Origin of the sequence: Xylophilus ampelinus (genome assembly GCF_003217575.1) — a bacterium.
Classification (GTDB): domain Bacteria; phylum Pseudomonadota; class Gammaproteobacteria; order Burkholderiales; family Burkholderiaceae_C; genus Xylophilus; species Xylophilus ampelinus.
Map to the genome: position 1 here is coordinate 159,888 of NZ_QJTC01000002.1, position 25,112 is coordinate 184,999.

The window sequence follows — 25,112 nt, forward strand, 5'->3', positions numbered from 1 at the left end:
CATACGGCCTCAAGAATACGCGGCGTGATAATTACCCCATGCACAAGGTTTATCCCACCACCGCCGTGATCGGCGCAGGTGCCATGGGGCGCGGTATCGCACAGATGGCCGCGCAGACCGGCAGCACCGTCCTGGTGTTCGACCGGCAGCCGGGCGCCGCCGAACAAGCCGTCGAAGCGATCCGTGCCCAATGGGACCGCATGGCCCGAAAAGGCCACCTGACCGCCGAAGCCGCTGCGGACCATGCCGGCCGGCTGTCGATGGCCGAATCCCTGCACGCCCTGTCGTCCACCACACTGGTCGTCGAGGCGATCGTCGAGCAACTCGATGCCAAGCGCCAGCTGTTCACCGCGCTGGAAGACATAGTCCCGACCACCACGGTGCTGGCGACCAACACCTCGTCGTTGTCGGTCACCGCGATCGCCGCACCGCTGCGGCATCCCGAGCGCTGCGCGGGGCTGCACTTCTTCAATCCGGTACCGCTGATGAAGGTGGTCGAGGTGATCGCCGGCCTGCGCACCGCGCCGGCCATCTGCGACGCCCTCCAGGCCTACGTCGCGCAGATGGGCCACACGGCGGTGCACGCGCAGGATACGCCGGGATTCATCGTCAACCACGCCGGCCGGGGATACGGCACCGAAGCGCTGCGCATCCTCGGGGAGAATATCACCGATGTCGCCACCATCGACCGCATTCTGCGCGACCAGGTCGGCTTCAGACTGGGACCGTTCGAACTGATGGACTTGACCGGACTGGACATTTCGCACCCGGTCATGGAATCGATCTACCACCAGTACCACCAGGAGCCGCGCTACCGGCCCAGTGCGATCACCGCCCAGCGCCTGGCCGGCAACATGCTGGGCCGCAAGACCGGCGAAGGCTTCTATCGCTACGCGGATGGCAAGGCGGACCTGCCGGCCGAACCACCGGTGCCGGTGGTCGAGACGGTACCGCCCGTGTGGGTGTCGCCGCGCGCCGCGCGCCGCGCCGAGCTGCTGCAGTCGCTCAGGGACCTGGGCGCGACGGTCGAGACAGGTGCCGCCCCTTCGTCGAACGCTCTGACGATCGTGGCGCCGCTCGGCTTCGACATCACCACCGTGGCGGTGGTCGAGCGGCTCGATCCGGCACGCACCGTCGGCATCGACCTGCTGTTCGCCGATGCCGCCACGCGGCGCCGGGTGCTGGCGGTCAATCCCGCCACCCGCCGCGACATGCGCGACGCCGCCCATGCCTTGTTCGCCCGCGACGGCAAGCCGGTCAGCGTGGTGCGCGACAGCGGCGGCTTCGTGACGCAGCGGGTGGTCGCGACGATCGTCAACATCGCCTCCGACATGTGCCAGCAAGGCGTGTGCACGCCGCAGGACCTCGATACCGCGGTGACGCTGGGCCTGGGATACCCGACCGGGCCCCTGGCGTTGGGCAACCTGCTCGGACCGACCAATGTCCTGGAGGTGCTGTTCAACCTGCAGACGGTCTACGGCGATCCGCGCTACCGTCCGAGCCCGTGGCTGCGCCGCCGCGGCGCGATCGGCCTGAGCCTGCTGCATACAGAAGACTAGACGGCGCGCCCACCCGCCGCCGCCCACCGCATCCCACGACAAAGGCCCGCATGCCCGCCGAGCTAAAGACCAGCAGCCATGGTGCCACCATGGTGCTCACGCTGCACAACCCCGACCAGCGCAACGCGCTCGGCCCCGCGATGTACGCCGCGGGCATCGAAGCACTCAATGCCGCCGGGCCCGAAGTGCGCTCGGTCGTCATCGCGGGATCGGGTGGCTCCTTCTCCGCCGGCGGCGACCTGCAGCGCCTGCAGAACAACCGCCAGCAACCACCCGAAGTGCAGGCGCAGAGCATCGACGCGCTCCACCTGTGGCTGGAGGAAATCCGCTCGTTCCCCTGTCCCGTGATCGCGGCGGTGGAAGGCGCTGCGGCCGGTGCCGGCTTCTCGCTGGCGCTGGGCTGCGACTTCATCGTGGCCGCCAGCAATAGCGTCTTCGCGATGTCGCACACCGGCGTGGCGCTCTCGCCCGACGGCGGAGGCTCGTGGCAGCTGGCGCGCTTCCTGCCCCGCCAGCTGGCCAGCGAACTGATCATGCTGGGCCAGCGGATCGACGCCGAGCGGCTGCGGCACTTCGGCATCGTCAACCGGGTCTGCGCGCCGGGCGGCGCGCTGGAGGAGGCGCTGACCCTGGCCGAGCAGCTGAACCAGCGCGCGCCCAACGCGCTCGCCAGCGTCAAAGAACTGCTGAGCGGCGCGATGGACCACCCGCTCGGCCCGCATCTGGCCAGGGAGCGCGACCAGTTCGTGCTGAACCTGCACCACGCCAACGCCGGCATCGGCATCGGCGCCTTTCTCGGCAATACACGGCCCGATTACGAATGAAAAGTGGCGGCAGCCGGCGCAGGACGCCGACTTCTAGCTATTAATTCAATAGCATTCCGCAGTCAGGCGATTCGGCCTTTGCAGGAGCCCCCCGTCACCCACACGGCAGACCATGGACGAACCGATTCTCACCATCGAAGAACGCGAGGCGATCAACTCCGGTCGCTGGTTTTCTTCCTTGTCGCCCTCCCTGCGCCACGACATCCTCAGATGCGCGTACGTCAAACGCTACAAGGACGGCGACCTGCTGGCGGCCCGGGGCGACTCCCCGCAAGAGTGGGTGGCCTGCGCCCGCGGCGCGGTGCGCGTCAGCTCCACCTCGGTATCGGGCAAGCAGATCACCCTCACCTATGTGGAGCCGGGCATCTGGTTCGGAGACGTGGCCTTCTTCGACGGCGAGAAGCGAACCCACGACTGCTACGCTCACGGCGACACCACCACCCTTTGCGTGGCGCGGGCCGACTTCCGCGATATCCTGTCGGCCCACGTCGAGCTGTACGAGGCGCTGCTGCGTCTGCACGCCCGCCGCATCCGCACGCTGTTCGGGCTGGTGGAAGACCTCAACACCCTGCCTCTGCGGGCGCGGCTGGCCAAGCAGCTGGGGCACCTGGCCCGCAGCTACGGCGTGCCGAGCCTGGGCGACAACAACGAGATCCGCATCTCGCTCCACCTGGCACAGGAAGAACTGGCCCAGCTCCTGGGTGCCTCGCGCCAGCGCGTGAACCAGGAATTGAAGACGATGGAGCGCGAGGACGTGATCCGCATCGAAACCGCCGGTCTGGTGGTGCGCGACCGACAGGCGCTGCGCAGCATCGGCGACGCAGACCACTGACCCGGGCCCCTCGATCGACCAAGGCCCCATGACCACCAGCTACAGCCACTTCGAAGTCACCCGCCCGGTGTCCGACCAGCACGTGATCGACGTGCCCGCACTGGAGGCATGGCTCTCCACCCGTATCGAGGGCTTCGAAGGACCTTTGTCGGTGGAGATGTTCAAGGGCGGCCAGTCCAACCCCACCTACAAGCTGGTCACGCCGTCGACCGCGTACGTGCTGCGCTCGAAGCCCGGCCCGATGGGCAAGCTGCTGCCGTCGGCCCATGCGATCGAGCGCGAATTCACCGTGATGCGGGGCCTGCGCGACACCGCCGTGCCGGTGCCCCGGATGCACGTGCTGTGCGAGGACGAGTCGGTCATCGGCCGCGCCTTCTACGTCATGGAGTTCATGCAAGGCCGGGTGCTCTGGGACCAGACCCTGCCCGGCATGTCGAATGCCGAGCGGGCTGCCCTCTACGAAGAAATGAACCGGGTCATCGCGGCGCTGCACACCGTCGACCACCGGGCCTGCGGACTGGAGGCCTACGGCAAGCCGGGCAACTACTTCGCGCGCCAGATCGCCCGCTGGAGCCGCCAGTACCAGGCCTCGGTCACCGTGCCGATCCCGGAGATGGACCGACTGATGGAATGGCTGCCGGCGCACATGCCGGCCAGCGCCCGCGACGAGCGCCATACCCGCGTGGTCCACGGCGACTACCGACTCGACAACCTGATGCTCCACCCCACCGAGCCGAAGGTGCTCGCAGTGCTCGACTGGGAACTGTCGACGCTCGGCCATCCGCTGGCCGACCTCAGCTACCACTGCATGGCCTGGCACATTCCGCAGGGCTCGTTGCGCGGCATCGGCGGCGTCGATATCGCGGCGCTCGGCATCCCTTCCGAGGCCGACTACATCGCCCGCTACTGCGAACGCGCAGGCTTCGCGACGCCGGCCGAATTGGCGCCGGACTGGAACTTCTACATCGCCTACAACATGTTCCGCATCGCGGCGATCCTGCAGGGCATCGCCAAGCGGGTGGAGACCGGCACCGCGTCCAGCGCGCAGGCCGTCGCCTCGGGCGCCGGCGCACGGCCGATGGCCGAGTTGGCTTGGCGTTTCGCGCAGAAGGCTTGACCTGTCCGGGTCGACGGCCATGCGATTTCTGTAACAGTCTGATGGGTGCCTATCGAATACCGAGGGGCTTTGCCAGATACTGGCGACGTGTTCAATCCAACAGGAATCGCCATGAAAACGACACGCAACTCCTTGCGCCCACTGCCCGCCGCACTGCTGCTGGCCACCCTGGCTTTCGGGTTCACCGCCCACGCCCAAACGGCGACCGTGCCGCCTGCCGAAACCGCCGTGTCGCCTGGGTCGACCCAACCGGGTGCCGGCAAGCGCGCAGTGGAAAGAACCAAGCGCACCGCCCGCCGTGCAGGCAACGCCACCAAGCGCGGCGCCAAGAAGGTCGTCAACGGCACCGAGAACGTGGCGGAGCGTGCCGGCGGCGCCGTGCGCCGCACCGGCGAGCGGATCGGCGACAAGCTACCGCCCGCACCACGCGACCAGGGCCTGAACGGCGTCGGCCAGCCCCGCGTACCTGCGAACTGATCGGGTATCGCCGAGCCGCACCGGTCAGACCGGTGGCCGCTGTCCGAGCCCCGCTGCCGGCGGGTTTTGTCCTACACGGGCTCGCGGCGCGTGGGGTGGGCGCTGCTAGGCGACCCTTCGCTAGATTGGCGTCTTACGTTGCAGCGCGCTGCGATCCTTCCACTGACCGGAGATATCCATGATTACTTCCAGCAACGGCGACCACAACCTTCCCGACGACGTCGATCCAGACGGTGTCGTGGGGCGTGCGGCCAACAAGGCCTACGAGACGGTCGACCGCGCGGCGCAATCCGCACAGGAAGGCTGCAATCGCCTGAGCAACCTGTGCGAGGAAATCGCCGACATGCCCCGCAGCACGATTCGCGAAAACCCGATCGCCGCGGTGACGCTGGCCTTGTCGGTGGGCTACCTGTTGGGACGGCTGGGACGCTGATCTCCGCAGACCCACCGTCGCCAACCGAAAACCGAGAAGGGGGCGAATCGATGATTCGTCCCCTTCTCCGTTTTTGGCCTGCGGCCTATTCGCCCACGGGTTCCGGCTGGATTATCCGTTCGACTTCTTCGTCGAGCGGCACGTTGCTCGGCTCGATCAAGCCTTCGCCCGGGCGCGGAATATCCATATCGTCGATGGAATCTTCCTCGGGGATGTCTTCGATGTTCGGGAATTCTGGATTGGTGGCCATGGAAGCTCCTTGGAATGGAAAAGCCGGAAGCAGACACATACGCTCAGCCGTCAGCCAGTATCGGCAACGGTATGATCGCCGGGAAGTCGAAATTTCATTCTGGTGCGTGCTTTTGCAAAAGTCCACACGCCGGCGACCGCACTCGCTGCCCGTAGCTCAGTTGGATAGAGCATCAGCCTTCTAAGCTCTCCAAACTAGCGAGGATTCGTAAGGGTTTGCCGTCGGTTTGCGCTCCGCAAAACTGTATGAATGAACAGTGTTCCGAGCCGCATTCTTTGGTGCTAACCATAGGCTTTGCGGAGCGGTTTGCACAGTCGAATCGGCTCAGCAGCCCGTAGGACAACGGCGCTCACAGTTGGGCTCTTTTATGGTCGTGAGCCCTGCTCTATCCCGTCGACCTCGGTGTTCGAGGTTCTGCAGTCGCTACTAGCCGATCGGCCGGAAGCTGCCACATGAACTCCATGCTGCGTTGAGCATGGCGGTAAGCTTTGCGTGATGTCTAAAAAGAGCAAATTGCGGGGCCGAGCGGCGACCTCCCGTCGCCCGTCCTCATCTGGACTAAGGTCCGGTTTACACGCTTTCGTGCTGTCGTTCGCCACAGGTCTAGCCGCGATAGGCTGCAGCAGTTCGCCGTCGATCGCGCAGCGGGGCACGCCAATCGCTGCGGAACGTCAGGCCTCACAGCCCGGCGCTTCAGGCTTCGCAGCCTGCCCGCAGCATTTCCCAGCAGCGCCGCCCGCAGTGGCCGCACCGGGCTCCCAGCGCGAACTCTGCTTCGACGCCTTTGCCGTGCTGTACTCGGGCGAAAGCAAGACACCCATCTACACGGTCGAACGCCTGACCCGTAGCAGTTTGATGTCCGCCCAAGGGATCCCGCGCAACGACCGGTTCTACCCCGAAGCACGATTGCCGGCCGCCTACCGCGCCCAGCTCGCGGACTATGCCGGCTCCGGCTACGACCGCGGCCACATGGCCCCGGCCGGCGACATGCCGACGGCGGAAGCAAAGGCGCAGAGCTTCAGCCTGGCCAACATGGTGCCGCAGGCGCCCGCGTTGAATCAGAAGGCATGGAACCAGATCGAGCAGGCCACGCGGAAATATGCAGCTAGGGCTTCAGGTGACGTGTACGTTTTCACCGGGCCGAACTACGGAGCGCGTCCAGCCACTATTGGCCCAGGCAAGGTGTGGGTGCCGGCCGCAACCTGGAAGCTGGTGCACGTGCCGGCCGAGGGACGCTCTTGGGCGTACTGGATGAGCAACGACGCTGGCCCCCACAGCTTGAAGCCGATCGACTATGCACAGTTCATCAGGCAAGGTGGGCCGCAGCTGTTGGGCGACCAGCCAGCGCTTTAATCCGTCACCTTGGGCTGTCGCGGCTCTGCGGTCGCGACCAGCCTATCGGCCGGAAATTGCCGCATGAACTCCATGCTTATGCCGGCCGGCGCGTCGAGCCAGTCGCTGTAGAGCCCTCGCAGCAGGATCACCACCATCCGCTTTTCGTCGCCGGGCTTGTGGTAGTTGCGCATGAGCACGTGGTCGTCAGCGTTCACCGTCAGCATGGTCATGCTGTGCGTGTTGAGCGCCGAGTTCCACTCCCAAATCCCGGCTATCCCCAGGTCGACGCCATCGGCCCGCTCAATCCGCGTTGGCACGGCCTTGCCCGACCGCCAGTCCGGCTCGTAGATGGCCGCCGCCGGAATGATGCAGTGCTGTGCGCGCTTCCACGCATCGCGGAAGCTGGGCTTCTCGGCAGCCGTCTCGCTGCGGGCGTTGTAGGTGCGCTTGGCCAGGCTGCTATCCTTCGCCCAGAACGGCAGCAGGCCGAACGTGCCAGTGACGGCTTCCAGAGGCCCCACGGCTTCGTCGCAGGCATCGGCCGCCTTCGGCCGGCGCAAGAACGGCCCGCCGTACCCGGGCCACAAGTCGGTCTTCGTCCAGTCTGCGGGCGGCGCGACTGACCAGCGTTCGAGGAACAGCGCCTGTTCGGGCGTTCGGTAGTGTGAGCACATGGCGCTATTCTGAGCACCCTGGGCCAAGCGGCTGTAAGCGACGCACGGCACCAGACATTCCATCGCCCCGGGAGCCCGCCATGCATCACCCTGCCGCCGCACAAATGCCGACCCCAGAGGACGGCGTCTCGCAGCCCGTGCCGACCGCCTGGCGGCCCATCCTCGCCGCGGTGGTAGACCGCTTCGCCGTCGGCGACTTCGGCCTGGTGCAAGGCGTGGCCGGCGTGGTCGGCGTGGAGCCTATCCCGGCAGACCTGGCCGACGACATCCGCGCGATCGTGGCGCTGACGGGCGAACGGCTCGCCCCGCTGCCGCCTGAAGCGTGGGAGCGTGCCAGCGCTGAGTGGTACACCGACCGGTGGATCGTGCTGGTGGATCTCTGGACGACAAGCGGGCCGAGCGACCTGGTGATGGCTGGCCCGATGGACGAGACCGCGGACGGCCTGCGGTTTACCGTCGAGATCGTCCACACTCCGTAGCGCACCAACCGCTCGTCGCCCCGAACGGCGGCCGGTGGGCCCGCTGCATATGCGGCAGCCTCAGCGCGTAAAGCCGATTCTGTCCGGCCGCCATTCTGCACCAACCACTGTATGCTTTTACAGTGCTGTGCTACATCTACCCCCTTCGCTACATGGGCGCACGTCGGCCCGTCGACGAGGTGCTGGACGCCTCACCCTGGCATGGATGGCTTGCGTTCAATCGACCGCACCCGTGGGGTCAGCCTGGCACTGATGCCGTATTGGCACGACCAGAAGAGCGCACCAGGGCGTTGGCAACGCTCTGCGGAGCCCGCGTGCGAAGAATCGAGGGCGGCATGCTGATCGAGGGCCAGGACTACCACGTCGGCGGCCACCCGAGCGCTACCGCCCAGGTGTGGGCAGTCGGCATCGCCGAACCAGATCTGCGCGAGCTGGTGGCGTCGATTTGCCGAAAATCCGAGGTCGTGCAGGGCTACTGGTCCCGCACCAAGATGCTCAGGGGGTTGCCGCCGTGACGCTTCGAATGAGCATGGAGGAAACGCTAAGCCGTATCGGTGCCGCAACGCATGAGCGGAATGGCCGACCCATCGACCAGATCGACCAGGCCGAGGACGCCGAGGACCAGGTAGCACGGGAGTGCGTCGAGGTGCGCCTACAAGGCTACGACGCCAGAGGCGAGCGCGAAGCCGGCGAGGTTGCGGCAGCACTCCGGCAGTACCGCCGCGCCTTCGAGCAGCTGCTCGGCGGGCCGCGCCATGTGCTGGCCGCACTGCGAGCCGCAGAAGAGTCGCGAGAGGTGCCGCTAGAAGAGCTGGAGCCCTCCGATCGTGAGCTGCTGCGGAAGTGGGCTGGCGCGGCCGCACGGCTGCAGTCCGAGGGCCTGGGCGCCCTGACGACCGGAACCGCTCACAAGGCATGGTTCAGCGCCAAGATTGTTCGGCGGCGGGACGAGCTGGCAGCCGCCGCGCGAATCAAGGCTGCGCGCGAAGCACCGCCGGCCGCACCGCGGTCGCCTGGCCAGATCAATCTTTTCTGAGGTAGCCATGCAAGACGACCACCCTACCCTCCTGCACACGCCGGCACCACCGACGTCGATGCAGCGCCACCACCGCTTCCAGTGGAGCACCACGAACACCCTGCCGCTGGCGCCCGATGCCTACGTGGTGCGCGAGAGCGGCGCGCTCTGGCAGGTGCGGGTGAAGGAGACGCTGGCGCTGGTCTATGCAGGGCCAGGGCCGGTCTCGGTCGAGCGGTCGAACGCACCGTTCTAGCGTCGACGCAGCTTTGCGACCAAGCGCCCAAGACCGCGCCCGAAGGCGACAGCTCCAGAGCTGGGAGGCCTGGCTCGATCGAACCGCACCGCGTCCGTTACGTGCGGCGCGAGTTGGCGGCCTACAGGCGAATCGAGCGGTATAAGGGCCGGGCTCTTACAAGCCCGGCAGCCGTCATACCGCGAACTGTGCCGCCACGCGGTGTAAAGCATTCCAGGCAGAAGCAGGCAGATCCACAGGACCACCTCTACGCCAAGCGACCCCTTGGTAACGGTCACCGGCTCGGCAACTGTTCCGCACTCCCGACAAACCTTTTGCATAGGCCCTCCCAAGGCTAGCGGGATGGTACTTCAGCCCAAATCAACCAGCCGTATCTACAGCGCCTTGAGATTGGGCCGCTGCCTGGCCGGCATCACCGAGAGGCGCGCGGTGTCAACAATCGCGCCAATCTCCTCCATCTTCTCGCCCACCTCCCGCAGCTGATCGGGCGACAACGTCAAACGCGCTGCGATGAGGAACAGCATGTGGATGTTGACGTCGCGCGGCTCGGCCCCGCCGGTGTACTTGCGCCACTGCGATCCGCCGGCAACGCTGGCCAGCTCGGCCATCTGCTCGCCCGAAAAGCCGAGCTGCTCTTTCAACCGCTGGAGGTCGTCGGGCGTGGGCGCACTGTAGGAGATCATGATCGCAAAGGAAAACGGCCCTTGCGGGCCGTGGTGCTTAGTGGAGGAAGAGCTTGGTCGCTGCGACCGAGGCGCCGATGATGGTGGCGGTGACCACCACCGGGTACCAGTAGCGCTCGCGGTTGAACTTCGCGGCCTCGGCATTGAGCTTGATGGTTTCGGCCATCAGCTTGCCGATCTCGGCTTCAGTCTTCAAAATGTCCATCGTCTTTTCCATGATGCTTCCTTACGGGGTGTTGGGCTGCGCGGGCTGCGCTACCACTGCAAGGAATGATAGCCCCTTTGGTGCTATACATCAAGCATTTTTAAATCAACCGCTGGCCTCTCTGCCAGGCTCGTCTTCGTTGACCCGCCAACGCCAATAACGATCCGGCCTAACCCAAACGACTTTTTCCCCCGACAGCGTGTTGAACGCCAACAACACTGAACGCGCGAGTACGACATTGCCGTCTGCATTCTCGCGAAGCAAACTATCCGCCCCTGCCCTAGCCAGCAGATCCACAGTGTCGTCCTGATAAATACAACCATCCCTCTCGAGCATTGCCAACATCCAAGTCGCAATATCGTTCGGGCTCATTACGCAGCCTTGGACGCCACCGCTGGTGGTACAGCAGGCGGAAGCTGCGCAGGCACCAGTTCTTCATACTTAAAGCTGCCGTGGTCTAGCTTTTTTCCAGCAAACCAATGACAGCGATACCAAAGATCGTGCGGTTCAGGGACTTTGGTGACGGTCATGACTGGCCCTCCAGATTTCAATGAGACCAAATCTCCAACTTCGTATTTTTCTTCTGTACCGGCGGCAGCTTTAGGCATAGCAACTCCTTTAAAAAAGCCATACTACTTCAGCCGATCAGCGCTGCTACGAAAAAGCTTCATTCTGTAACTGGAGCGATTGGACTGATGCAGCTGCTTAAAGCCACGACAAGCTCCTGTTCATAGGCTTGCCGCAAATCGACCTCGGCGATCGCGTGTGCCACCCAGGTATCGACGTCGTAGGGCGGCCGCAGCGCATCGAGCGGCATCGCAGGCCGTGCAGGCGTCTGCACGCGGCACTCGACTGGCACCGGCACCTTGACCTGCACCGTGCGTGCGGTCCCGCAGCCGGCCAGCGCGCCCGCTGCGGCGATCACGATCGCTACCTTCATGGCTTCGCCCTCCCCTGTTCCCAGCGCTGCAGGCGGGCCTGCGCGCTGGCGTAGTCGTCGCCGGCGACGGCCGCCGGCGTAGAGATCTCCCGCGTGGCGCGCTGTTGGGCCGCCACGGCCGCGGCGCGGGCGGCGGCCTGCACCGGCTTGGCTGCCGCCGCGCGTTCCTTCGCCAGGTCGACCAGAGCCTCGACGGCATCGCTCGAGGCCGTCGCATCGGCGCGCGCCTGGTCGCGCTGCTGCTCGGCCACGGTGCGGGCGTCCCGGGCGTCGATCCAGGCCCAGCCCAGCAGGGCATTGGCGGCGATGCTGGCGGCCACCAGGTAGGCGAGCGGGCTCATGCCGACCGCCCGTGAAGCACGATGGCCTCAATCTCCGCGCGCTTGGAAGGCGGCAGGGCGAAAAATCGTTGGTCGACCGTCGGCCCGTCCGCCCGCTTCGACAACCCGAACGGCTTCAGCTCGGCCGTGCAGCGGGCCATGGAGCGATCGCGCGTCAGGTTGAGGGCATAGCCCCAGTTCACCGGCAGAATGCGGCCCCAGGGCACCGGCAGGGCCGCGACCAGGTGGTAGCGGCCGCCCTGCTCGAACAGGGCCCAGCCCGGCCGCGACCTGTCGCACCAGATGTCGCCCCAGGCCTGTTTCGGTCCGGTGGGCCACGGCACCCCCATGCGGGTCGCCAGGTTGGTGCAGCGGTTGCGCGATCCGAGCCAGGTGCGGCGGGCCGCGTCGCTCCGGGCCGGCTGCTCGCTGTAGTAGGTCGGCGTCTGCTGGTCGACGGGCACCAGCAGCGGAATGCCCTCGGCCTGGCTCATGGGATCGAGGCCGGTCAGGTCGTAGCCCAGCTCGACTTGGTCGAGCGGCACCTTCCCGAGCGTGACGTCGGCATAGGTGGCCCAGGGCCGCTGGTCGCCGTTGATGCCCCAGTTATTGCCGTAGACCCGGTCCCAGCGGGCCAGGCCCTCGGCCGTGCGCGGCAGGCCACGCACCAGGTGCCGCACCACCAGGAACGCCGACAGGCCGAAGACCTTGACCCAGCCGCCCCGCAGCCAGGCGCCGAGCATGCTGGCGGTGGCCTTGGCCTTGTGGGCGAAGGGCACTGGCAGGCACCACAGCAGCACCAGGGGCGGCAGCACCCAGATGGCGAGCAGCGCGGCGATTGCCGCGGCCGCGATGACGTACCAATTCATGATCCGCTCCTCGCGCAGTTTTCGTACATGCGCACGATGGTTTCGGTGTGGGCCCGGCGCTCCAGCGCGCTGGCGCCGGCGCGCAGGGTGGGCAACAGCGGGCAGGCCCGCTGCAGTTCGTGGATCTCCACCAGCGTGCGGACGTCGGCCGATGCGGCCTGGCAGGCCTGGGCGGTGATGTCGGCCGGCGGTTCCGCCGGCGGCGTCGATGCGCAGCCGGCCAGCAGCACCCCGGCGGTCAGGGAGAGGTGGGCGCGCTTCATCGGGCGCCCTCCCCGATCCGGGCGTTGGCCTTGCCTATAGCGCTGTTGATGGCCTTGCGGTCCTGCTCGATCGCTGCGGCCGGAACGCCGGCGGCCTTGGCTGCCTTACTGGCGGTTTGGGCGGCCACCTGGGCGGTTTCTGCCGCAGTGGCAGCCACGCCGGCGGCCTCGGCGGTCGAGCCCGCAGCCTGGGCCAGCCTGCCGCTGATGGCCTGCAAGGCCATGCGGTTGGCGTCCTGCAGGCGCTGCAGCTCTTCGAGGTGGTCCTGCCGGTCCTCGATCAGCATGCCGCGCATGCGCTCGGTGCCGGCCCAGTAGCCGAGGCCGGCGCCGCTGGCCAGCAAGGTGGCGAGCAGGATGCAGGCTTCGCCCACCTCACGCCATTTGCGATAGTCAGGTTTTTGCATGGACTTGCTCCGTCAGTTCGCGCACCCGGTTTTCGAGGCTGGCGATCTCGCTGGTCGCGTGCTCCAGCTGCCGCTGCATGCCGGCCAGCTGGCCCTGCAGCTGACCCATCATGGTGATGGCCTCGTTTCGCTCGCGGGCGAAGTCGTCGGCCCGCTTGTCTGCCAGGGCGCGCGCGGCGCGCTCGGCCTCCAGCAGTTCCTTGTAGACGTTGATGGCAGAGACGCGGCCGGCGTCGTCGGCCCGGTCGGCAGCACCGCGGGAGAGGTACTGCCGCAGGAAGATGAAGCCGCCGCCGATGGCGCCGATCGCCATGCCGATGGCACCCATGGGGCCGCCGGGCAGGCCGTTGAGTTCCGGCACATCCACGGCGCTCACTCCAGCGCCAGGGCGACGGCCTGGCGGATCAGGGTTTCGGGGTACGGCTGCTGGCCGTTTTCGTGGGCGACGATGGCCGGGACGATGCAGGCCAGCGTCGCCGGGTCCTGCAGGTCGATCTGGTCGCCCGGCAGCACGCCGAGGGCCTTGGCGACCTGGCGGGCGTAGGCGCCGGTGTCGTTCTCGACCGGCGGCGCCCAGCGACCGATGATGGCCGCCGGTGTGCGCAGGTTGTACTTGCGCTGGTAGCTGAGCAGGACCTTGACCAGGGCGCGCAGGCCCCACACGGGGCCAATGAAGACGACGAAGCGCGGGTCGCTGGATTGATCAGCGGCCATGCCCTGCCAGCGCTCGGCGGTGCGGTCGATGTTGCCGGGGTTGTGGTTGCGGATGCCGCGGGGGATTGGGCTCATGGGCGCTCCTCGGGCTGCACCGGCGCGTCGAGGATTGCCGTGGGGTCGATCTGGTGCCCCGCCGCCTGGATCACGGCCAGACCGGCCGGCAGGTCGTCGCGGTCCAGGTCGATGTAGCTGCGCACCTGCACGTCGCGGATCACGGCGATCACCCCGCGGTCGGTGCTGGCCAAGATCGGGTACTTCTCGGCGCCGAAGCGGTCGTAGAAGGCGCCGACGGTGATGTGGCGGGCATCCGGTGGAGGCGGTGGAGCGACGAACTTGCCGTCAGACCCCTGGAGCCAGCCAGGGCCTGCAGCGCCGCACGCCACCCAGCCGGGCGGCCGATCGGGCGAGTCGATCACGTTGTCGATCACCCCGTTGATCACGAATGCATAGCGCATCAGAACTCCTCCACGATGATGATCCCGCCGCTACCGTTGCCGCCGCGGCCCGAGGCCACAGAGCCTGAACCCGAACCGCCGCCACCGGCGCCGTAGCCTGTGGCGTCGCCCCCCTGGGCGCTGGTTCCGCCGGAGTCGGTGCCGGCGCTGCCGCTGCCGCCTACCCCCATTGCCGAGTCGCCGCCACCGCCACCGCCCATGAAGGTCGTAGAGCCAGCATTGGCCGCACCTGTGGACTGGCCGGTCGCGGTTCCGGCCGCCGTGACGCTTGCCGGCACGCCCGCAGCATTGCCGCCGTAGCCGCCGTTTCCGCTCGATCCGCCTCCGTTCCCGCCGCCACCGCCTGCGGTGGTGGAACCACTGGCCATTTGCCCCTGGATCGCCGAATTGCTGCCGCCTTGCTGGACTCCAGCTGCCGCTGCACCGCCGCGCGCCAGCAGCGGGCCGAAGCGGGAGTTGCCGCCAGCAGTGCCAACCGTTCCATTGGCCGCGCCGCCTGGGCCGGCTGCGCCGACCTGGTACGACACTGCTCCCGACAGGCTGGTGAAAATCTGTTGGTGCTGCCCGGCCGCGCCGCCTCCACCGCCGTTGCCGGTGACGGCTTGGCTGCGGTTGCCGCCCGCGCCGCCGCCCACCATCGTGATGCGCTGCATGGTGCTGCCGGTAAGGATGGTGTGCGTGCCGGTGCCGGTGGTGTAGACAGTCGTGCGCTTGGCGCCGCCTGCGGCGAACTGAGAAAGTAGAGTCATTTGATCGCCCAACCGTAGGTGGCGCCGGTCGGCAGCAGCTCGGGGGCTGCGAACTGGCTGTTGATAGTCATGGTGGTTTCGCTCATCCCCATGTGCTTGCTGCCGTTCCAGGCGACGACGTTGTCGGCCCGACCGTTTGCCACCACGACGCCGATCGACGCGCCGCCCCAGACCGGGGCCGCGGGCATGGTGACGGTGACCACGCCGGCGAACTGCAGGATGTAATCCTTGCCCTGCTCTGCGGTGACGGTGGCTGTGGTGACAAGCACCTGCGCGCGCGAGCTGCCCGCAGCATCGCGGCCGGCAAGACTGATTTTCCAGTCGTTATAGGTACCCGTGCCATCCGCCTTGTCGACGGTGACGCCCAGGGGGCCAGCGCCTGAGTTGGTGTAGCCGCCGACCAGGCCGCGCATGGCGGTTGCGGGGTCGGAGGATCGCGCAATCACCACGTATTGACCCTCAGCGAAGCCTTTGCCGGAACCGACGTTGATCGTCAGCGCACCAGGCTGCACAGGCAGGCTGGTGGTGCTGGTGGCGACCAACGGGGCTCCAGCCTGCGCCGCACTACCAGCAGCCGCGGTGGCCGCATCCTGCGCGGCTTGCTTCAAAAGAACCGTGTCGGCCTTGAGCTGCACCGTGTCGGCTTTTGCCTGAGTGGCTACGCCGGCAGCGTCGACAGCCTCCTGGCGCTTTGCCCCAGCGATGGAGGCCGAGCCGGAAGCCTCGCCGGCTTTAGTGGTGGAAATGCCCGCAGCATCGACTGCTTGATCACGCTTCGACGTTGCAACTCCAGCAGCGGCAACTGCCGTGTCGGCATCGGCGTTCACGGCCAAGACCGCGGCAGCCACCGCATCGGCCTGCCCGTCGATATGGTCGCCGGTCGCATTGACCTGCGTCGTCCAGAGCTGCTGCGCCAGCACGTGCGCAGCCGCCTTGCGCTGGAAGTCCGGGATGGTGTCGCCCGGCTGCGGCGGGTCGGGTAGGTGGTCAATCATTGGTGGTCAGGCCTTCGAGGTCGAGAGAGCACTTGGAGAGGTCGCGGTAGGCGATATCGATGGAAAAAGACCGGTAGATGCCGTAGACGGTGGTGCTCTCGTAGAGGGACGAGCCGATCCACAGGCAGGGCCTGGCGCGCAGGCTGGCCAGCAGGCGGCGGGTGGCATCGACCTCGGGCCGCTCCAGCCACATCTCGAAGCTCGCGCGATCTGAGAAACCCCGCTCCACCAGCTCCAGGTCGCCGAACTCCGGATCGAATTCCTTCCGGCTGAAATCGTTGATGCCCAGTTTTGCGCCCAGCTGCACGCCCATGCCGAATTCCTGCTGCTGGCCGATGAGGCAGGTGGCGCAGGCGGTGGCGCTGCCCTCGATGTCGATCAACAGGTCAGCGCCCGGGTATGGCGGCAGGTCGAGGTGAAGCGACTGGGTGATGGCCGCGCGGCGGCCGTAGTAGAAGTACCACCAGCCCACCTGCAGCGGCAGCGAGCCGAGCGGTGCCACGCCGCTGTCGTAGACGGTCCCGGCATCGGGATCGACCATGCGCACTCGCACGCTGGCACCGGCCAGGCCGAGCAGGCCCAGGCCGCTGATGACACCACCGGGCCGCAGCCGAAGGTTGATCGGGCCGGCGTTCGTCGTCTTGGAGCCGGCCTTGCCGAACATCGCCCAGCGGTTCGTCGAACCGATGTCCTGCCAGGCCTTGCCGTCGGTGGCCGGGTTGCGGCCGCGCTGGGCGTTGGCGCGCAGGGTGTGGATGCCCGACTGGGTGCCGCTGGTGGCGATGACCGCCCCGCCGGCGGCGGCGGAGAGCTGAAAGGTGTCGGCACCGGGGTTGCGCACGAAATACACCGTGCCGGCGACCAGGCCGGTGGGCAGCGCACCGGTGGTGGTGAAGACCACCGGCGTACCCTCTGCCTGGCCGTGGGCGGCCCACATGACCATCCCGGGGCTGGCAATGCTGACCGTGACGGTGGCCACCGCGCCCAGGATGCTGCGGTACCGGCGATGCGTGGCGGCCAGGTGCACCACGTCGTCGAGGGCATACACCCCGGCGATGGTCCAGGCGGGCGAGGAATCCTCGGCCACGTTGCTGGAGACCAGCACGGCGTCGGTGATGGCGGTGGGGTTGACCACCTTCAGGGGATAGGTGCTCATGCGGTCACCGCCTTGGTCGGCAGAGGATCCTTGGCGCTGCCGAAAACCTGGATGCCGCCCGAACGCAGCGCATCGATATCGGTCTGTACCTTGCGCAGTAGAGAAACCGCGGAAGCGAAGGCGCTGTTGCCTGCCAGCTGCGCCTCCAGCAGCCGCGCAAAACCGGCCTGCGACATGTCGCCCATGCCGGGATTGGCAGCCGGGTTGTAGGCCCGCGGCACGATGGCCTCGCCCTCGTGGATCTGGGCCAGCATGTCCCTCGGGACGTAATTAGTGCCCACGGCGAATGCCGGGATGCCTGCCGCCGCGGCCGCAGCCAGCACATCGCCATAGAAGAAACCGTCGTGCGCCGCCACGTCTCGCAGCGTGAAGCCTGCGGCCTTGGCGGCGCTGTAGTAGCCCGCTACGTCGCCGGTGCCGGCCCACTTCGCGTAGATCGCATCCAGACCTGCCAGACGGGCCGCCTCGGCGCCGGCAATATCGCGGGTCACATAGCCATCGCTGAAAACATAGCTGCCGTTGCCCTGGCGGCCCAGCGCAGAGCCGGTGACCCCGGCCGATCCGCCGCTCGGGCCCGCACCGACCACCGCGCCGCCGGTGGTGCCCGCGCCGGGCTTGGCGGCCGCCGGCGGGAACATGGACTTGTGCAGCGCCTCGATCGCATCGGCCACCGTCACCGTGGCATCGATCTGGCCGCGGGCCAGCTCGATCTGGGTGCGCTCGAACTTGAGCATGTCGTCGAGGCGCTTGATCTCGTCTTCGGCCAGCTTCACCTGCTGCTCGGCGGTGGAGAGCTGCTCGCCGGTGTAGCGGCCCAGTTCGTCGAGCTGGGCGGCCAGCACCAGGCGGGCACGGTCGGCGTCCGCCCGGGTGGCGAAGTTCTTGTCGTCCATGCCGCCGCGCAGGGAGGCGATGGCGCTGGACAGGTCGTCATTCTTTGGCAGCGCACCGGTGGTGCGCACGGTGCCGACGGCGTTGGCGACGAAGGCGGCGGCCTGCTGCAGGCTCATGGCCCGGGTAGCGTCCACCTCCTGGTACAGGTCGCGGATGTTCGACTTGAGGGTGTCGAACAGGGTCGAGAGCGTGCCGACCGTCTCCTGCGCGGTCTGCTGGACGACCTGAAGCGCCTCGATACGGGCGCTGACCGAGCGCTCCAGGGTGGCGAAGGCGGCATCGACCCGGGCGGTGGCGTCCTGCAGCAGCCACAGGGTATTGAGCAAGGACTGCAGCTCGGGGTCGGCCGAGGCGGCGGCGTATTCGATGGCGCGGCGGCGATCGGTGACGGCCCGGCTGTTGCCGGACAGCTCGTCGATCTGGTCCTGCACCGAGGCCCGCTTCTCGGCCTTCTCGGCTGAGGCGGCCGCGGCAGCGGTGGCGTCTTCCAGCTCCCACAGGCGAACGATCAGCTTCTGCAGGGCGGGATCCGCTGCAGCAGCGGCGTACTCGATACCCCGGCGGCGATCAGTCACCGCGCGGCCGTTGCCGGACAGCTCGTCGATCTGGTCCTGCACCGAAGCACGCTTCTCGGCCTGCTCGGCCGCTGCAGCCGCTGCCGCGGTGGCGTCCTGCAGCTCCCACAGCCGGACGATGAGTTTCTGCAGCGCAGGGTCGGCCGCAGCGGCTGCGTATTCCAGGCCGCGCTGGCGGTCGACCACGGCGCGGCCGTTGCCCGAGAGCTCGTCGATCTCGTCCTGCACCGAAGCGCGCTTCTCCGCCTGGGCGGTGGCGGTAGCCGCGGCGGCGGTGGCGTCCTGCAGCTCCCACAAGCTGACGATCAGCTTTTGCAGGGCCGGGTCGGCGGCTGCAGCGGCGTATTCCAGGCCACGGCGGCGGTCAACCACGGCGCGGCCGTTGCCGGACAGCTCGTCGATCTGGTCCTGCACCGAAGCCCGCTTCTCGGCCTGCTCGGCGGCCAGCGCAGCAGCGCTGGTGGTCGCGGCCTCCGTGATGCTGGCGAACGCATCCGACAGGCTCAGCAGCGTCGCATAGGTCTTGCGGCCGCTCTCGGTCGTCAAGTCCTGCGCCTCCACCAGGTCGCGGAACGCGGCCCGGGTGGTGGGCATGGCGATGTCCATGCTGTCGAACGTGCTGCCCAGCTGGCGCTTGACCACGTCGCGCCGCTCGTCATCGGTGTAGAAGTTCTGCAGGAAGCTGCTGGCGGCAGCCTGGAACTTGTCGAGCCCGCCGAAGACATCGACCAGGGCCGAGGCGGCAGCACCGCCGGCAAGGGAGGCCTTCAGCGCGGCCTGGTCGAGCGAGTCCAGCACAGCGTTGACGCTCGACAAGCTGCCGGCCAGGCGGGCCAGCGTGTCGATGGATGTTTCCCCAGCCTTGCGAAAGGGATCCAGCGCCGAGGCAGACGATACGGTCTGCCCGGCACCGGCGCCCGGCACATTGGTGCCCACTCCCAGCGGCAGCGCGCCGGCGGCATCCTCTGCGATGGCCGCAGCCGCAACGGCCGATCCGGTGGTGGCGCCGGAGAGGATGCCACCCGCCACGATGTTGGCCAGGTCGTCGCCCAGGCCCTTGAACACCGCGGCCAGCTTTTCCTGAACCTGCGTATCGGACAGGCCCTCGGTGCTGATGAACACGTCCTTGGTAAATCCGTCGATCGCCTTGGCGTTGAGGCCCAGCACGTCGGCATAGCCGGCGACGCTGTCGAATACGCTCTTGATCGACGAGTCGAGCGCGGCGCGGGTGGCATCGGGCAGCGGAGCGGTGTCGTCGCGGTACGACGGGCCCGAAAACAGGGTGCCGCCCTTGCGGATGGTGGTGAAGGCCGCCAGGCTGCTGTCGTAGCCGACGGTGCCCTTGATGCCGACGTCTGTCTTTTTCTCGGACCGGAAGACGCCGAGGGCGTTGAGGGCCACGAAGGCGGCCGCCAGATAGGGTGCTGCCGCCATCACGGTCTGGCCGATACCGGCCAGCCCGCCGGCCGCGTTCGCGCCGGCCGCCGCGGCCGCCGGCACCTGCGAGGGACCCGCCAGGCCGGAGACACCGTAGCCGAAGCTGCTGATGGTTTGCGACCCCACCATGTTGCCGAAGCCGGTGATGCTGCCACCCACGCCGGTGAGCCCACCCGTCGCCAGGCTGTATGCGGAATTGGCATTGCTGGCCAGGCCGAGCAGGTTGCCGGCACCACCCCCACTGCCGCCCCCGCCGCCGAGCAGCCCGGAGATGGTGCCGGACACGGGCGACAGGATGGCGCTGATGACCGGCCGCAGCACCAGCGTGTTGAACATGTTCTTCAGCGTGTCGCGGAAGTTCTGTGCGAAACCCTTGCCGGACTCGAAGCCGCGCAGCAGCGCATCGGTGAGCGACTGGTTGACCTGGTCGCTGGCACGCCTCATTTCGGAGGTGATGTCCTCCGCAGCCTTGGCAGTGGTCGTGCGGTCGTACTTGACGCCGAGCAGCTCGTTACGCTCTTTGAGCTGCTGGATTTCCTCTTTCAGCGCGAATTCCTGCACCGTCATCGTGCCGCTGATGGCGCTCTTACGCTCCATTTCGGCCAAGGTGGCCTCTTTCGTGGCGATGACCGCGGCCCGGCGGGATTGCAAGATGCGCTCCTGCGCATCTTCGGACAGACCGATCAGCGCGATCTCGTCGCGCATGGTCTGGTTATCTGCCGATGCGTCGGCGGTGGATTTGATCCGGGCGTTGGCCTCCTGAAGGCGAGCGTCGCGCAGATCGGCGATGGCCTTCAGCTCAGCCAGTGCGAGGTTCTTCGCCGCCTCGGCTGTCGACAGTTCGGCGATTCGCTCTTCGACCACCTTGCGCTGGGCGTCCGACAGCTTCAGCTTGCCGGCGGCCAGTTCCTTGTCGAGGTCGATCCGCACCTGCTGCGCAACGGTCAATTGGCCGCCGTTCTCCATCTCCTGCTTTTCAGCGGCGATCTTCGCGTTGATCGAGGTGATCAGGTTGACATAACCGGTCTCCTGCTTTTTCAGCTCAGCGCCCGACTCGTCTTTCTTATCCTTGTGTTTCTCGTTGATGTTGGCGATCTCGGTGCGCAGCGCGGCCTGGAGCTTCAGCACCTCGTTCGTGTTGCCCTCGGCCTTGGCCACCAGCTCGGCATTGCGTTTCTCAGCTTTCTTGATCTCGTCGTTACGGATCTGCGCGGGCGTCTGCCGGGTGCTCTCGCCGAGATACTTGTTGCGCTCTTCCTGGTCGCGGGCCCGCTGACCGGCCGCCGCCATCTTTGCGTCCTCGATGCTCGTGTTGATGCCCGCGCCCATTGCCAGGGCCTGCGTCTGCTGCAGCTCGGCGCGAAACTTGGCGATCTGCTCACGGCGCTGGCGGATGGTTTCGGCGATGTTGTCGGCACCACGCTGGCGACCGCCCTCCACCGCCCGGGCCATCGCCTCTTCGGACCGCTGGTTTTCCTGAATGAGCGAGTCGATCGCGCGCTGGATACCGGCTGCGGTCTTAGTGCTGGCTTCCAGCGCGACCGCGCCGGCGCCACCGATGGCAGCGATTCCCAGCAGCACGAGCACAGCCGGGTTGGCCGCCATCACCGCGCCGAGCGCAGATATAGCGCCGCCCACGGTCTTGAGCGCGCTCACGAATGCCGCAGCGCCCGCAACTACAGCCACACCTCCCACCCCACCGGCCAGCACCTTGAAGGTCGTTTCGTTTTCTCGAATGGTGCCGCCCAGCGCGTCCACAGCCTGGGCCACGGTACCTATCGCCTTGGCCAGGGTGGCGGATGCGCCAGAGGCCTTGTCGAAGTCGCCGACCGTGCGAATCGACGCATTGGTCAGCACGGTGAAGGCCTGGCCAACAGTCAGGGTGGCGTTCTTCACCTCGCCTGACAGCACGCCGGCCTGGGACTCCAGCGCCTTGATAACCTGCTCGGCGGTAATCTTGCCCTGGGCACCCAGTTCGCGCAGCTCGCCGCGGGTGACACCCAGGCCATCGGCCAGCGCCTTCGCCAGGCGCGGCGTCTGTTCCATCACCGAATTCAACTCTTCGCCGCGCAGCGTGCCGCTGGCCAAGCCTTGGCCCAGCTGCATCAGCGCGGCCTGCGAGGCTTGCGCGCTGGCGCCGCTGATGGTCACCGCGTTGGCGATGGCTTCGGTGATGCCCAGCATGCGCTGCTGGCTGACACCCAGGCCGGCCGCCGCCGTCGTGATGGTGGCGAAGGTGCCACCCAATTCGACGAAGCTGGTGCGCGAACGCTGGGCGATCTCGTACAGCGACGAATAGGCGGCGGCCGCCTGCTGGGCTCCGCCGGTCGCCAGCTTCAGCTGGTTATTCAGGGTGGTGACCGCATCGGCGGCCGACAGCACCTCTTTCACGCCCAGCGCCGCGCCCAGGGCGCCGGCCAGACCAGCCAGGCCACCACGCAGCGAGGTGGCGGCGGTGCCGATCGTGTCCATGCCGCCGCTGACGCGGCGCAGGCCTGCCTCCACCTCGCGTTCGCCGCCGAGGGAGAGCTTGATACCGATCGGCGTGGTCACGTGCGGCTACTTTCCAGTGGGTTTCTTTTTGGCCCGGCGTTCGGCCCAGGCATCGATGGCGGCGCGCTCGCAGGCGCGGATGCAGCTGAAAAGGCTGCGGCGTTTCTTGCCGTGGCGCATGCCCTGCTCGTCGAAGTAGCTGGCGACGCCGGCATAGTCGAGCCCCGATGCTTCCGGGCGCCACTGCGTCTGCAGGTTGTTCCAGTGGCCCCATGCGGGCAGGCATTCCGGCCAGATGTAGACAGGCACGTCGTCACTGCTGGTGTCGTCGAGCACAGGGCCACCGGACGGTGCGAACGCCTGCAGCTTGGCGAGCTGCGCCCGGACGGGCGAATGCTCAGCAGGCATGGACGCAGGTGCTTGCGCATCGTCTGGCGTGTCCGGTTGCGACTCGATCAGCAGCGCGACGGCCTGCGCTAGTTTTTTTCCTTGGCGCCCACCTCGGCCAGGTACGTGCGGTAGGTGAGGTACGCGAGGCCCGGGATCTTCAGCAGGCTGCGGTACGCGTCCTCGCTGAAGGGGACGTTTTCCTTGGCCTGGGTCTTGACGCCACTCCAGTCGGTGGTGACCTCGACCAGGAAGTCGGCCAGCGGCTGCTCGCCGTCTTCCTTCTGCTTGGCGTTGATCTGCTCCTGATCCAGGCGTTCGCAGGTGAGACGGAAATCGAACGGCTCCGGCGTGCCGGTGGCGTTATTGATGGTGCCCTTGACCTTGAAAGAGACGGTTTCGCTAACGACGATGGAGATAGCCATGATGGTGTGCCCGATGAATGGATGGGCCCGAGTGGTGAGGGGTGCGCGGCTGCCTGCTCGGGCAAGACAGGCCGGACACCGATGGCGCCCGTGCCGCGCATAAAACCGCTGCGGCTGCTGTCAGCTGGAGAGGACGGTGGGCAGGTTCTGCGCCTCGATCGAAATCTTGGTCTGCACCACGCCCTGGGCCTGGCCGGTGGGGACGCCCGCGGCACTGGCGTAGCCGGTGAGCAGCATCCTTGCGCCGGTGCCAAAGCGCAGGCGGATCGCGCGCTTGGTCTTCGACTTGTGGGCCTTGTTCAGCTCGATGAAGGCCGGGTCCGACAGATCGAACAGGTTGGTCATCGACATGGACATGGGCGAGACCACCGTGGGGGCGCGCTTGCGCACCTGGTCGTGGATGGTGGTGACGTCGGTGTATTCCGGGTCGCCGCCGGAGGTGTCGATCGTCTGGGCGGTGCGCATGCTGGCGCCGAAAGTGATGATCTGGAAGCTGCCGCCGATGAAGGTCTGGTAGTCCCGGGTGTCTTCGCTGTCGAGCAGGAACTTCTTGGTGGCGGTGTCCAGGCCGGTGATGCGGAAGACGCGCGCGTCGATCTCGTTCATGCCCTGCGAGGACATGACGATGTAGTCGCCCGCGGCCGGGTTTACCGAGCCCGTGTAGGTGGCCTCGCCGACGGCGGCCTTGCTGACCGCCGAGAGCGCGATGGAGGGGGACAGGGCGGTCTGCACATCGACGCCGACGTTCGTCCAGAAAATTGGATCTGCCATGGTGATACCTCGAAAGTGGTGGAGTGAGGGAGAAATGAAAATGGGCGGCGGCCGTCAGGCCGGCTGGTGCGGGGCGCCCGCCAGCGTGAGATAAGTGGCCTGCCAGGTCTGGCGCAGCTCGAAGAGGCCGACGGCTCCGGTGCCGGAGTTGTCGGGCCGGCTGCCGACCAGCGAGAGCCGCCGCAGCAAGCCGCCGGTGAGCGTGGTGGCTGGCAGCGCGAGCAATGCCGCCTCGATGCCACCCGCCAGCGCACGGCCGGCGGCGGGTGCACCGCCCTCGCCCTTGACGCAGGCTGAGGCCTCGAACTGGAAGACGCGCAGCTGCACGGCCGGGAAATTGACCGTCTGGTCGTCGACCGACTCGTCGCCACCGTTGAGCAGCACTGCGGGCAGCAGTGTGGTCGGCAGCTCGTCGGGCCGCTCCAGAAACACCCGATCCACCGGCACTAGGCCGGCCGCCAGAATGGCGGCCTGCACTGCCTGCAGGATGCGGGTCTGCATGTGGTCGGCCATGGTCATGCCTCCCGCAGCTGCAGCACGGTGATGCCGGTGCCGTCTGGCTGGATGCCGGTGACCGCATAGGTGCGAGCGCCGACCGTGAGCGCGTCGCCGTGCTGCACCAACGACACCAGCGCCGTCTGGACGACCGCGGCCGGCCCGGTCGTTTCCATGCCCATGGCCGAGAGATACGCCGCGTCGAGAATGACGGGCAGCACCTCACCGCCCAGCATGGCTGGCACGCTGAAGTCGGCGAAGAAAACGGACAGGTCTTCCGCGAACGCCATGGCGATCAGGTCCGCGTCAGATCGAGCGACGAATCGGCCGAGCCGGTCGCTGCAGGCGCGCCGCCGGCCGCGCCAGGGCCGGCATCGGCTTCGCCCGCAGTACCGCTGCCGTTGCCGCTGCCGTTGCCGTTGCCGTTGCCGTTGCCGCTGCCGGCGCTGGAACTGGAGCTGGAGCTGGAGCTGCTGGCGGATGCAGCGCCAGCAGAGCGCCCGGTCGCCTCAGCCGCGCCGGCATCGATCAAGGCCTTGGCGTGCTTGTCCTTGATCTCTGTGCTCTCGCCTGCGGCGTAGCGGGTGCCGTCGTGCTCGACGGGGGTCAGGAATCGAATCTTCAT

Annotated in this window: 35 protein-coding genes; 11 read left to right on the top strand and 24 right to left on the bottom strand. The window is 67.3% G+C overall.

Annotated elements, in window-relative coordinates; genetic code table 11:
* Positions 1 to 38 precede the first annotated feature (38 nt).
* The 6 genes from DFQ15_RS02250 to DFQ15_RS02275 all read left to right on the top strand — a co-directional run bounded on the left by DFQ15_RS02250 (position 39) and on the right by DFQ15_RS02275 (position 5,242).
* Positions 39 to 1,559: a 3-hydroxyacyl-CoA dehydrogenase gene (locus DFQ15_RS02250; RefSeq protein ID WP_110464395.1), complete on the top strand. Its 1,521-nt coding sequence runs from the start codon at positions 39 to 41 to the stop codon at positions 1,557 to 1,559.
* Between the two features lie 50 nt (positions 1,560 to 1,609).
* Positions 1,610 to 2,383: an oxepin-CoA hydrolase, alternative type gene (locus tag DFQ15_RS02255; protein WP_110464396.1), complete on the top strand. Its 774-nt coding sequence runs from the start codon at positions 1,610 to 1,612 to the stop codon at positions 2,381 to 2,383.
* Positions 2,384 to 2,495: 112 nt separating this feature from the next.
* Positions 2,496 to 3,215 (top strand): Crp/Fnr family transcriptional regulator, encoded by a 720-nt coding sequence (locus DFQ15_RS02260; RefSeq protein WP_110464397.1) that lies wholly within the window; start codon positions 2,496 to 2,498, stop codon positions 3,213 to 3,215.
* Between the two features lie 28 nt (positions 3,216 to 3,243).
* Complete coding sequence (locus DFQ15_RS02265) at positions 3,244 to 4,332, top strand: phosphotransferase (protein ID WP_110464398.1); 1,089 nt, start codon at positions 3,244 to 3,246, stop codon at positions 4,330 to 4,332.
* Positions 4,333 to 4,443: 111 nt separating this feature from the next.
* Positions 4,444 to 4,809 (top strand): hypothetical protein, encoded by a 366-nt coding sequence (locus DFQ15_RS02270; protein WP_110464399.1) that lies wholly within the window; start codon positions 4,444 to 4,446, stop codon positions 4,807 to 4,809.
* A gap of 178 nt (positions 4,810 to 4,987) precedes the next feature.
* The gene (locus DFQ15_RS02275) at positions 4,988 to 5,242 is read left to right on the top strand and encodes a hypothetical protein (protein ID WP_110464400.1); all 255 of its coding nucleotides are present in this window, start codon (positions 4,988 to 4,990) and stop codon (positions 5,240 to 5,242) included.
* An 85-nt stretch (positions 5,243 to 5,327) separates the two neighbouring features.
* Here the strand turns inward: DFQ15_RS02275 and DFQ15_RS17355 are convergent, their stop codons facing one another.
* On the bottom strand, positions 5,328 to 5,492 hold the full coding sequence (locus DFQ15_RS17355; RefSeq protein ID WP_158528994.1) for a hypothetical protein: 165 nt from the start codon (positions 5,490 to 5,492) through the stop codon (positions 5,328 to 5,330).
* A gap of 582 nt (positions 5,493 to 6,074) precedes the next feature.
* Here DFQ15_RS17355 and DFQ15_RS02280 point away from each other — a divergent pair.
* Complete coding sequence (locus tag DFQ15_RS02280; RefSeq protein WP_233504231.1) at positions 6,075 to 6,845, top strand: DNA/RNA non-specific endonuclease; 771 nt, start codon at positions 6,075 to 6,077, stop codon at positions 6,843 to 6,845.
* Here the strand turns inward: DFQ15_RS02280 and DFQ15_RS02285 are convergent.
* Positions 6,842 to 7,501, bottom strand: a complete 660-nt coding sequence (locus tag DFQ15_RS02285) for an SOS response-associated peptidase (RefSeq protein ID WP_110464532.1) — start codon at positions 7,499 to 7,501, stop codon at positions 6,842 to 6,844. The two genes, DFQ15_RS02280 and DFQ15_RS02285, sit on opposite strands and share 4 nt — an antisense overlap.
* 104 nt (positions 7,502 to 7,605) lie before the next feature.
* Here DFQ15_RS02285 and DFQ15_RS02290 point away from each other — a divergent pair, with 104 nt between their 5' ends.
* From DFQ15_RS02290 to DFQ15_RS02305, 4 genes are all read left to right on the top strand, one after another.
* Positions 7,606 to 7,980, top strand: a complete 375-nt coding sequence (locus tag DFQ15_RS02290) for a DUF7668 domain-containing protein (RefSeq protein ID WP_110464402.1) — start codon at positions 7,606 to 7,608, stop codon at positions 7,978 to 7,980.
* A 314-nt stretch (positions 7,981 to 8,294) separates the two neighbouring features.
* Complete coding sequence (locus DFQ15_RS02295; protein ID WP_146228623.1) at positions 8,295 to 8,495, top strand: hypothetical protein; 201 nt, start codon at positions 8,295 to 8,297, stop codon at positions 8,493 to 8,495.
* 8 nt (positions 8,496 to 8,503) lie between these two features.
* On the top strand, positions 8,504 to 9,016 hold the full coding sequence (locus tag DFQ15_RS02300; protein ID WP_110464404.1) for a hypothetical protein: 513 nt from the start codon (positions 8,504 to 8,506) through the stop codon (positions 9,014 to 9,016).
* A gap of 7 nt (positions 9,017 to 9,023) precedes the next feature.
* Positions 9,024 to 9,251 carry a hypothetical protein gene (locus DFQ15_RS02305; protein WP_110464405.1) on the top strand — a complete coding sequence of 76 codons (228 nt, stop codon included), beginning with the start codon at positions 9,024 to 9,026 and terminating at the stop codon, positions 9,249 to 9,251.
* 374 nt (positions 9,252 to 9,625) lie between these two features.
* Here the strand turns inward: DFQ15_RS02305 and DFQ15_RS02310 are convergent, their stop codons facing one another.
* The 22 genes from DFQ15_RS02310 to DFQ15_RS02415 form a co-directional block, all read right to left on the bottom strand.
* Positions 9,626 to 9,934, bottom strand: coding sequence for an XRE family transcriptional regulator (locus DFQ15_RS02310; protein WP_110464406.1), 309 nt, complete (start codon positions 9,932 to 9,934; stop codon positions 9,626 to 9,628).
* Positions 9,935 to 9,971: 37 nt separating this feature from the next.
* Positions 9,972 to 10,151, bottom strand: coding sequence for a hypothetical protein (locus DFQ15_RS02315; protein ID WP_110464407.1), 180 nt, complete (start codon positions 10,149 to 10,151; stop codon positions 9,972 to 9,974).
* A gap of 93 nt (positions 10,152 to 10,244) precedes the next feature.
* Positions 10,245 to 10,511, bottom strand: coding sequence for a DUF6953 family protein (locus DFQ15_RS02320; protein ID WP_110464408.1), 267 nt, complete (start codon positions 10,509 to 10,511; stop codon positions 10,245 to 10,247).
* The gene (locus DFQ15_RS02325) at positions 10,511 to 10,747 is read right to left on the bottom strand and encodes a YodC family protein (RefSeq protein WP_110464409.1); all 237 of its coding nucleotides are present in this window, start codon (positions 10,745 to 10,747) and stop codon (positions 10,511 to 10,513) included. Before DFQ15_RS02325 ends, DFQ15_RS02320 begins: the two co-directional genes overlap by 1 nt.
* A 59-nt stretch (positions 10,748 to 10,806) precedes the next feature.
* Positions 10,807 to 11,079 carry a hypothetical protein gene (locus DFQ15_RS02330; protein ID WP_110464410.1) on the bottom strand — a complete coding sequence of 91 codons (273 nt, stop codon included), beginning with the start codon at positions 11,077 to 11,079 and terminating at the stop codon, positions 10,807 to 10,809.
* Positions 11,076 to 11,420 (bottom strand): hypothetical protein, encoded by a 345-nt coding sequence (locus DFQ15_RS02335; RefSeq protein ID WP_110464411.1) that lies wholly within the window; start codon positions 11,418 to 11,420, stop codon positions 11,076 to 11,078. The genes DFQ15_RS02330 and DFQ15_RS02335 overlap by 4 nt, the downstream gene beginning before the upstream one ends.
* On the bottom strand, positions 11,417 to 12,268 hold the full coding sequence (locus DFQ15_RS02340) for a hypothetical protein (protein WP_110464412.1): 852 nt from the start codon (positions 12,266 to 12,268) through the stop codon (positions 11,417 to 11,419). Before DFQ15_RS02340 ends, DFQ15_RS02335 begins: the two co-directional genes overlap by 4 nt.
* On the bottom strand, positions 12,265 to 12,531 hold the full coding sequence (locus DFQ15_RS02345; RefSeq protein ID WP_110464413.1) for a hypothetical protein: 267 nt from the start codon (positions 12,529 to 12,531) through the stop codon (positions 12,265 to 12,267). Before DFQ15_RS02345 ends, DFQ15_RS02340 begins: the two co-directional genes overlap by 4 nt.
* Complete coding sequence (locus tag DFQ15_RS02350; RefSeq protein ID WP_110464414.1) at positions 12,528 to 12,938, bottom strand: hypothetical protein; 411 nt, start codon at positions 12,936 to 12,938, stop codon at positions 12,528 to 12,530. Before DFQ15_RS02350 ends, DFQ15_RS02345 begins: the two co-directional genes overlap by 4 nt.
* A complete protein-coding gene (locus tag DFQ15_RS02355; protein WP_233504232.1) occupies positions 12,925 to 13,305 on the bottom strand; it encodes a hypothetical protein in 381 nt (126 codons plus the stop codon). The genes DFQ15_RS02350 and DFQ15_RS02355 overlap by 14 nt, the downstream gene beginning before the upstream one ends.
* 5 nt (positions 13,306 to 13,310) lie before the next feature.
* Positions 13,311 to 13,727, bottom strand: coding sequence for a structural protein P5 (locus tag DFQ15_RS02360; RefSeq protein WP_110464415.1), 417 nt, complete (start codon positions 13,725 to 13,727; stop codon positions 13,311 to 13,313).
* On the bottom strand, positions 13,724 to 14,110 hold the full coding sequence (locus DFQ15_RS02365) for a hypothetical protein (protein ID WP_110464416.1): 387 nt from the start codon (positions 14,108 to 14,110) through the stop codon (positions 13,724 to 13,726). The genes DFQ15_RS02360 and DFQ15_RS02365 overlap by 4 nt, the downstream gene beginning before the upstream one ends.
* A complete protein-coding gene (locus DFQ15_RS02370; RefSeq protein WP_146228624.1) occupies positions 14,110 to 14,871 on the bottom strand; it encodes a glycine-rich domain-containing protein in 762 nt (253 codons plus the stop codon). The genes DFQ15_RS02365 and DFQ15_RS02370 overlap by 1 nt, the downstream gene beginning before the upstream one ends.
* The gene (locus DFQ15_RS02375) at positions 14,856 to 15,854 is read right to left on the bottom strand and encodes a hypothetical protein (RefSeq protein ID WP_110464418.1); all 999 of its coding nucleotides are present in this window, start codon (positions 15,852 to 15,854) and stop codon (positions 14,856 to 14,858) included. The genes DFQ15_RS02370 and DFQ15_RS02375 overlap by 16 nt, the downstream gene beginning before the upstream one ends.
* On the bottom strand, positions 15,847 to 17,010 hold the full coding sequence (locus DFQ15_RS02380) for a hypothetical protein (RefSeq protein ID WP_110464419.1): 1,164 nt from the start codon (positions 17,008 to 17,010) through the stop codon (positions 15,847 to 15,849). The genes DFQ15_RS02375 and DFQ15_RS02380 overlap by 8 nt, the downstream gene beginning before the upstream one ends.
* Positions 17,007 to 22,469 carry a tape measure protein gene (locus DFQ15_RS02385; RefSeq protein WP_110464420.1) on the bottom strand — a complete coding sequence of 1,821 codons (5,463 nt, stop codon included), beginning with the start codon at positions 22,467 to 22,469 and terminating at the stop codon, positions 17,007 to 17,009. The genes DFQ15_RS02380 and DFQ15_RS02385 overlap by 4 nt, the downstream gene beginning before the upstream one ends.
* Before the next feature lie 6 nt (positions 22,470 to 22,475).
* Positions 22,476 to 22,817, bottom strand: coding sequence for a DUF1799 domain-containing protein (locus DFQ15_RS02390; protein WP_110464421.1), 342 nt, complete (start codon positions 22,815 to 22,817; stop codon positions 22,476 to 22,478).
* Between the two features lie 68 nt (positions 22,818 to 22,885).
* Positions 22,886 to 23,221: a hypothetical protein gene (locus tag DFQ15_RS02395; RefSeq protein WP_110464422.1), complete on the bottom strand. Its 336-nt coding sequence runs from the start codon at positions 23,219 to 23,221 to the stop codon at positions 22,886 to 22,888.
* A gap of 120 nt (positions 23,222 to 23,341) precedes the next feature.
* Positions 23,342 to 23,992 carry a phage tail tube protein gene (locus DFQ15_RS02400; protein ID WP_110464423.1) on the bottom strand — a complete coding sequence of 217 codons (651 nt, stop codon included), beginning with the start codon at positions 23,990 to 23,992 and terminating at the stop codon, positions 23,342 to 23,344.
* A 54-nt stretch (positions 23,993 to 24,046) separates the two neighbouring features.
* Positions 24,047 to 24,505 carry a hypothetical protein gene (locus DFQ15_RS02405; protein WP_110464424.1) on the bottom strand — a complete coding sequence of 153 codons (459 nt, stop codon included), beginning with the start codon at positions 24,503 to 24,505 and terminating at the stop codon, positions 24,047 to 24,049.
* A gap of 2 nt (positions 24,506 to 24,507) precedes the next feature.
* Positions 24,508 to 24,777 (bottom strand): head-tail joining protein, encoded by a 270-nt coding sequence (locus DFQ15_RS02410; RefSeq protein WP_110464425.1) that lies wholly within the window; start codon positions 24,775 to 24,777, stop codon positions 24,508 to 24,510.
* A 5-nt stretch (positions 24,778 to 24,782) separates the two neighbouring features.
* Positions 24,783 to 25,112 (bottom strand): DUF7210 family protein, encoded by a 330-nt coding sequence (locus tag DFQ15_RS02415; RefSeq protein WP_110464426.1) that lies wholly within the window; start codon positions 25,110 to 25,112, stop codon positions 24,783 to 24,785.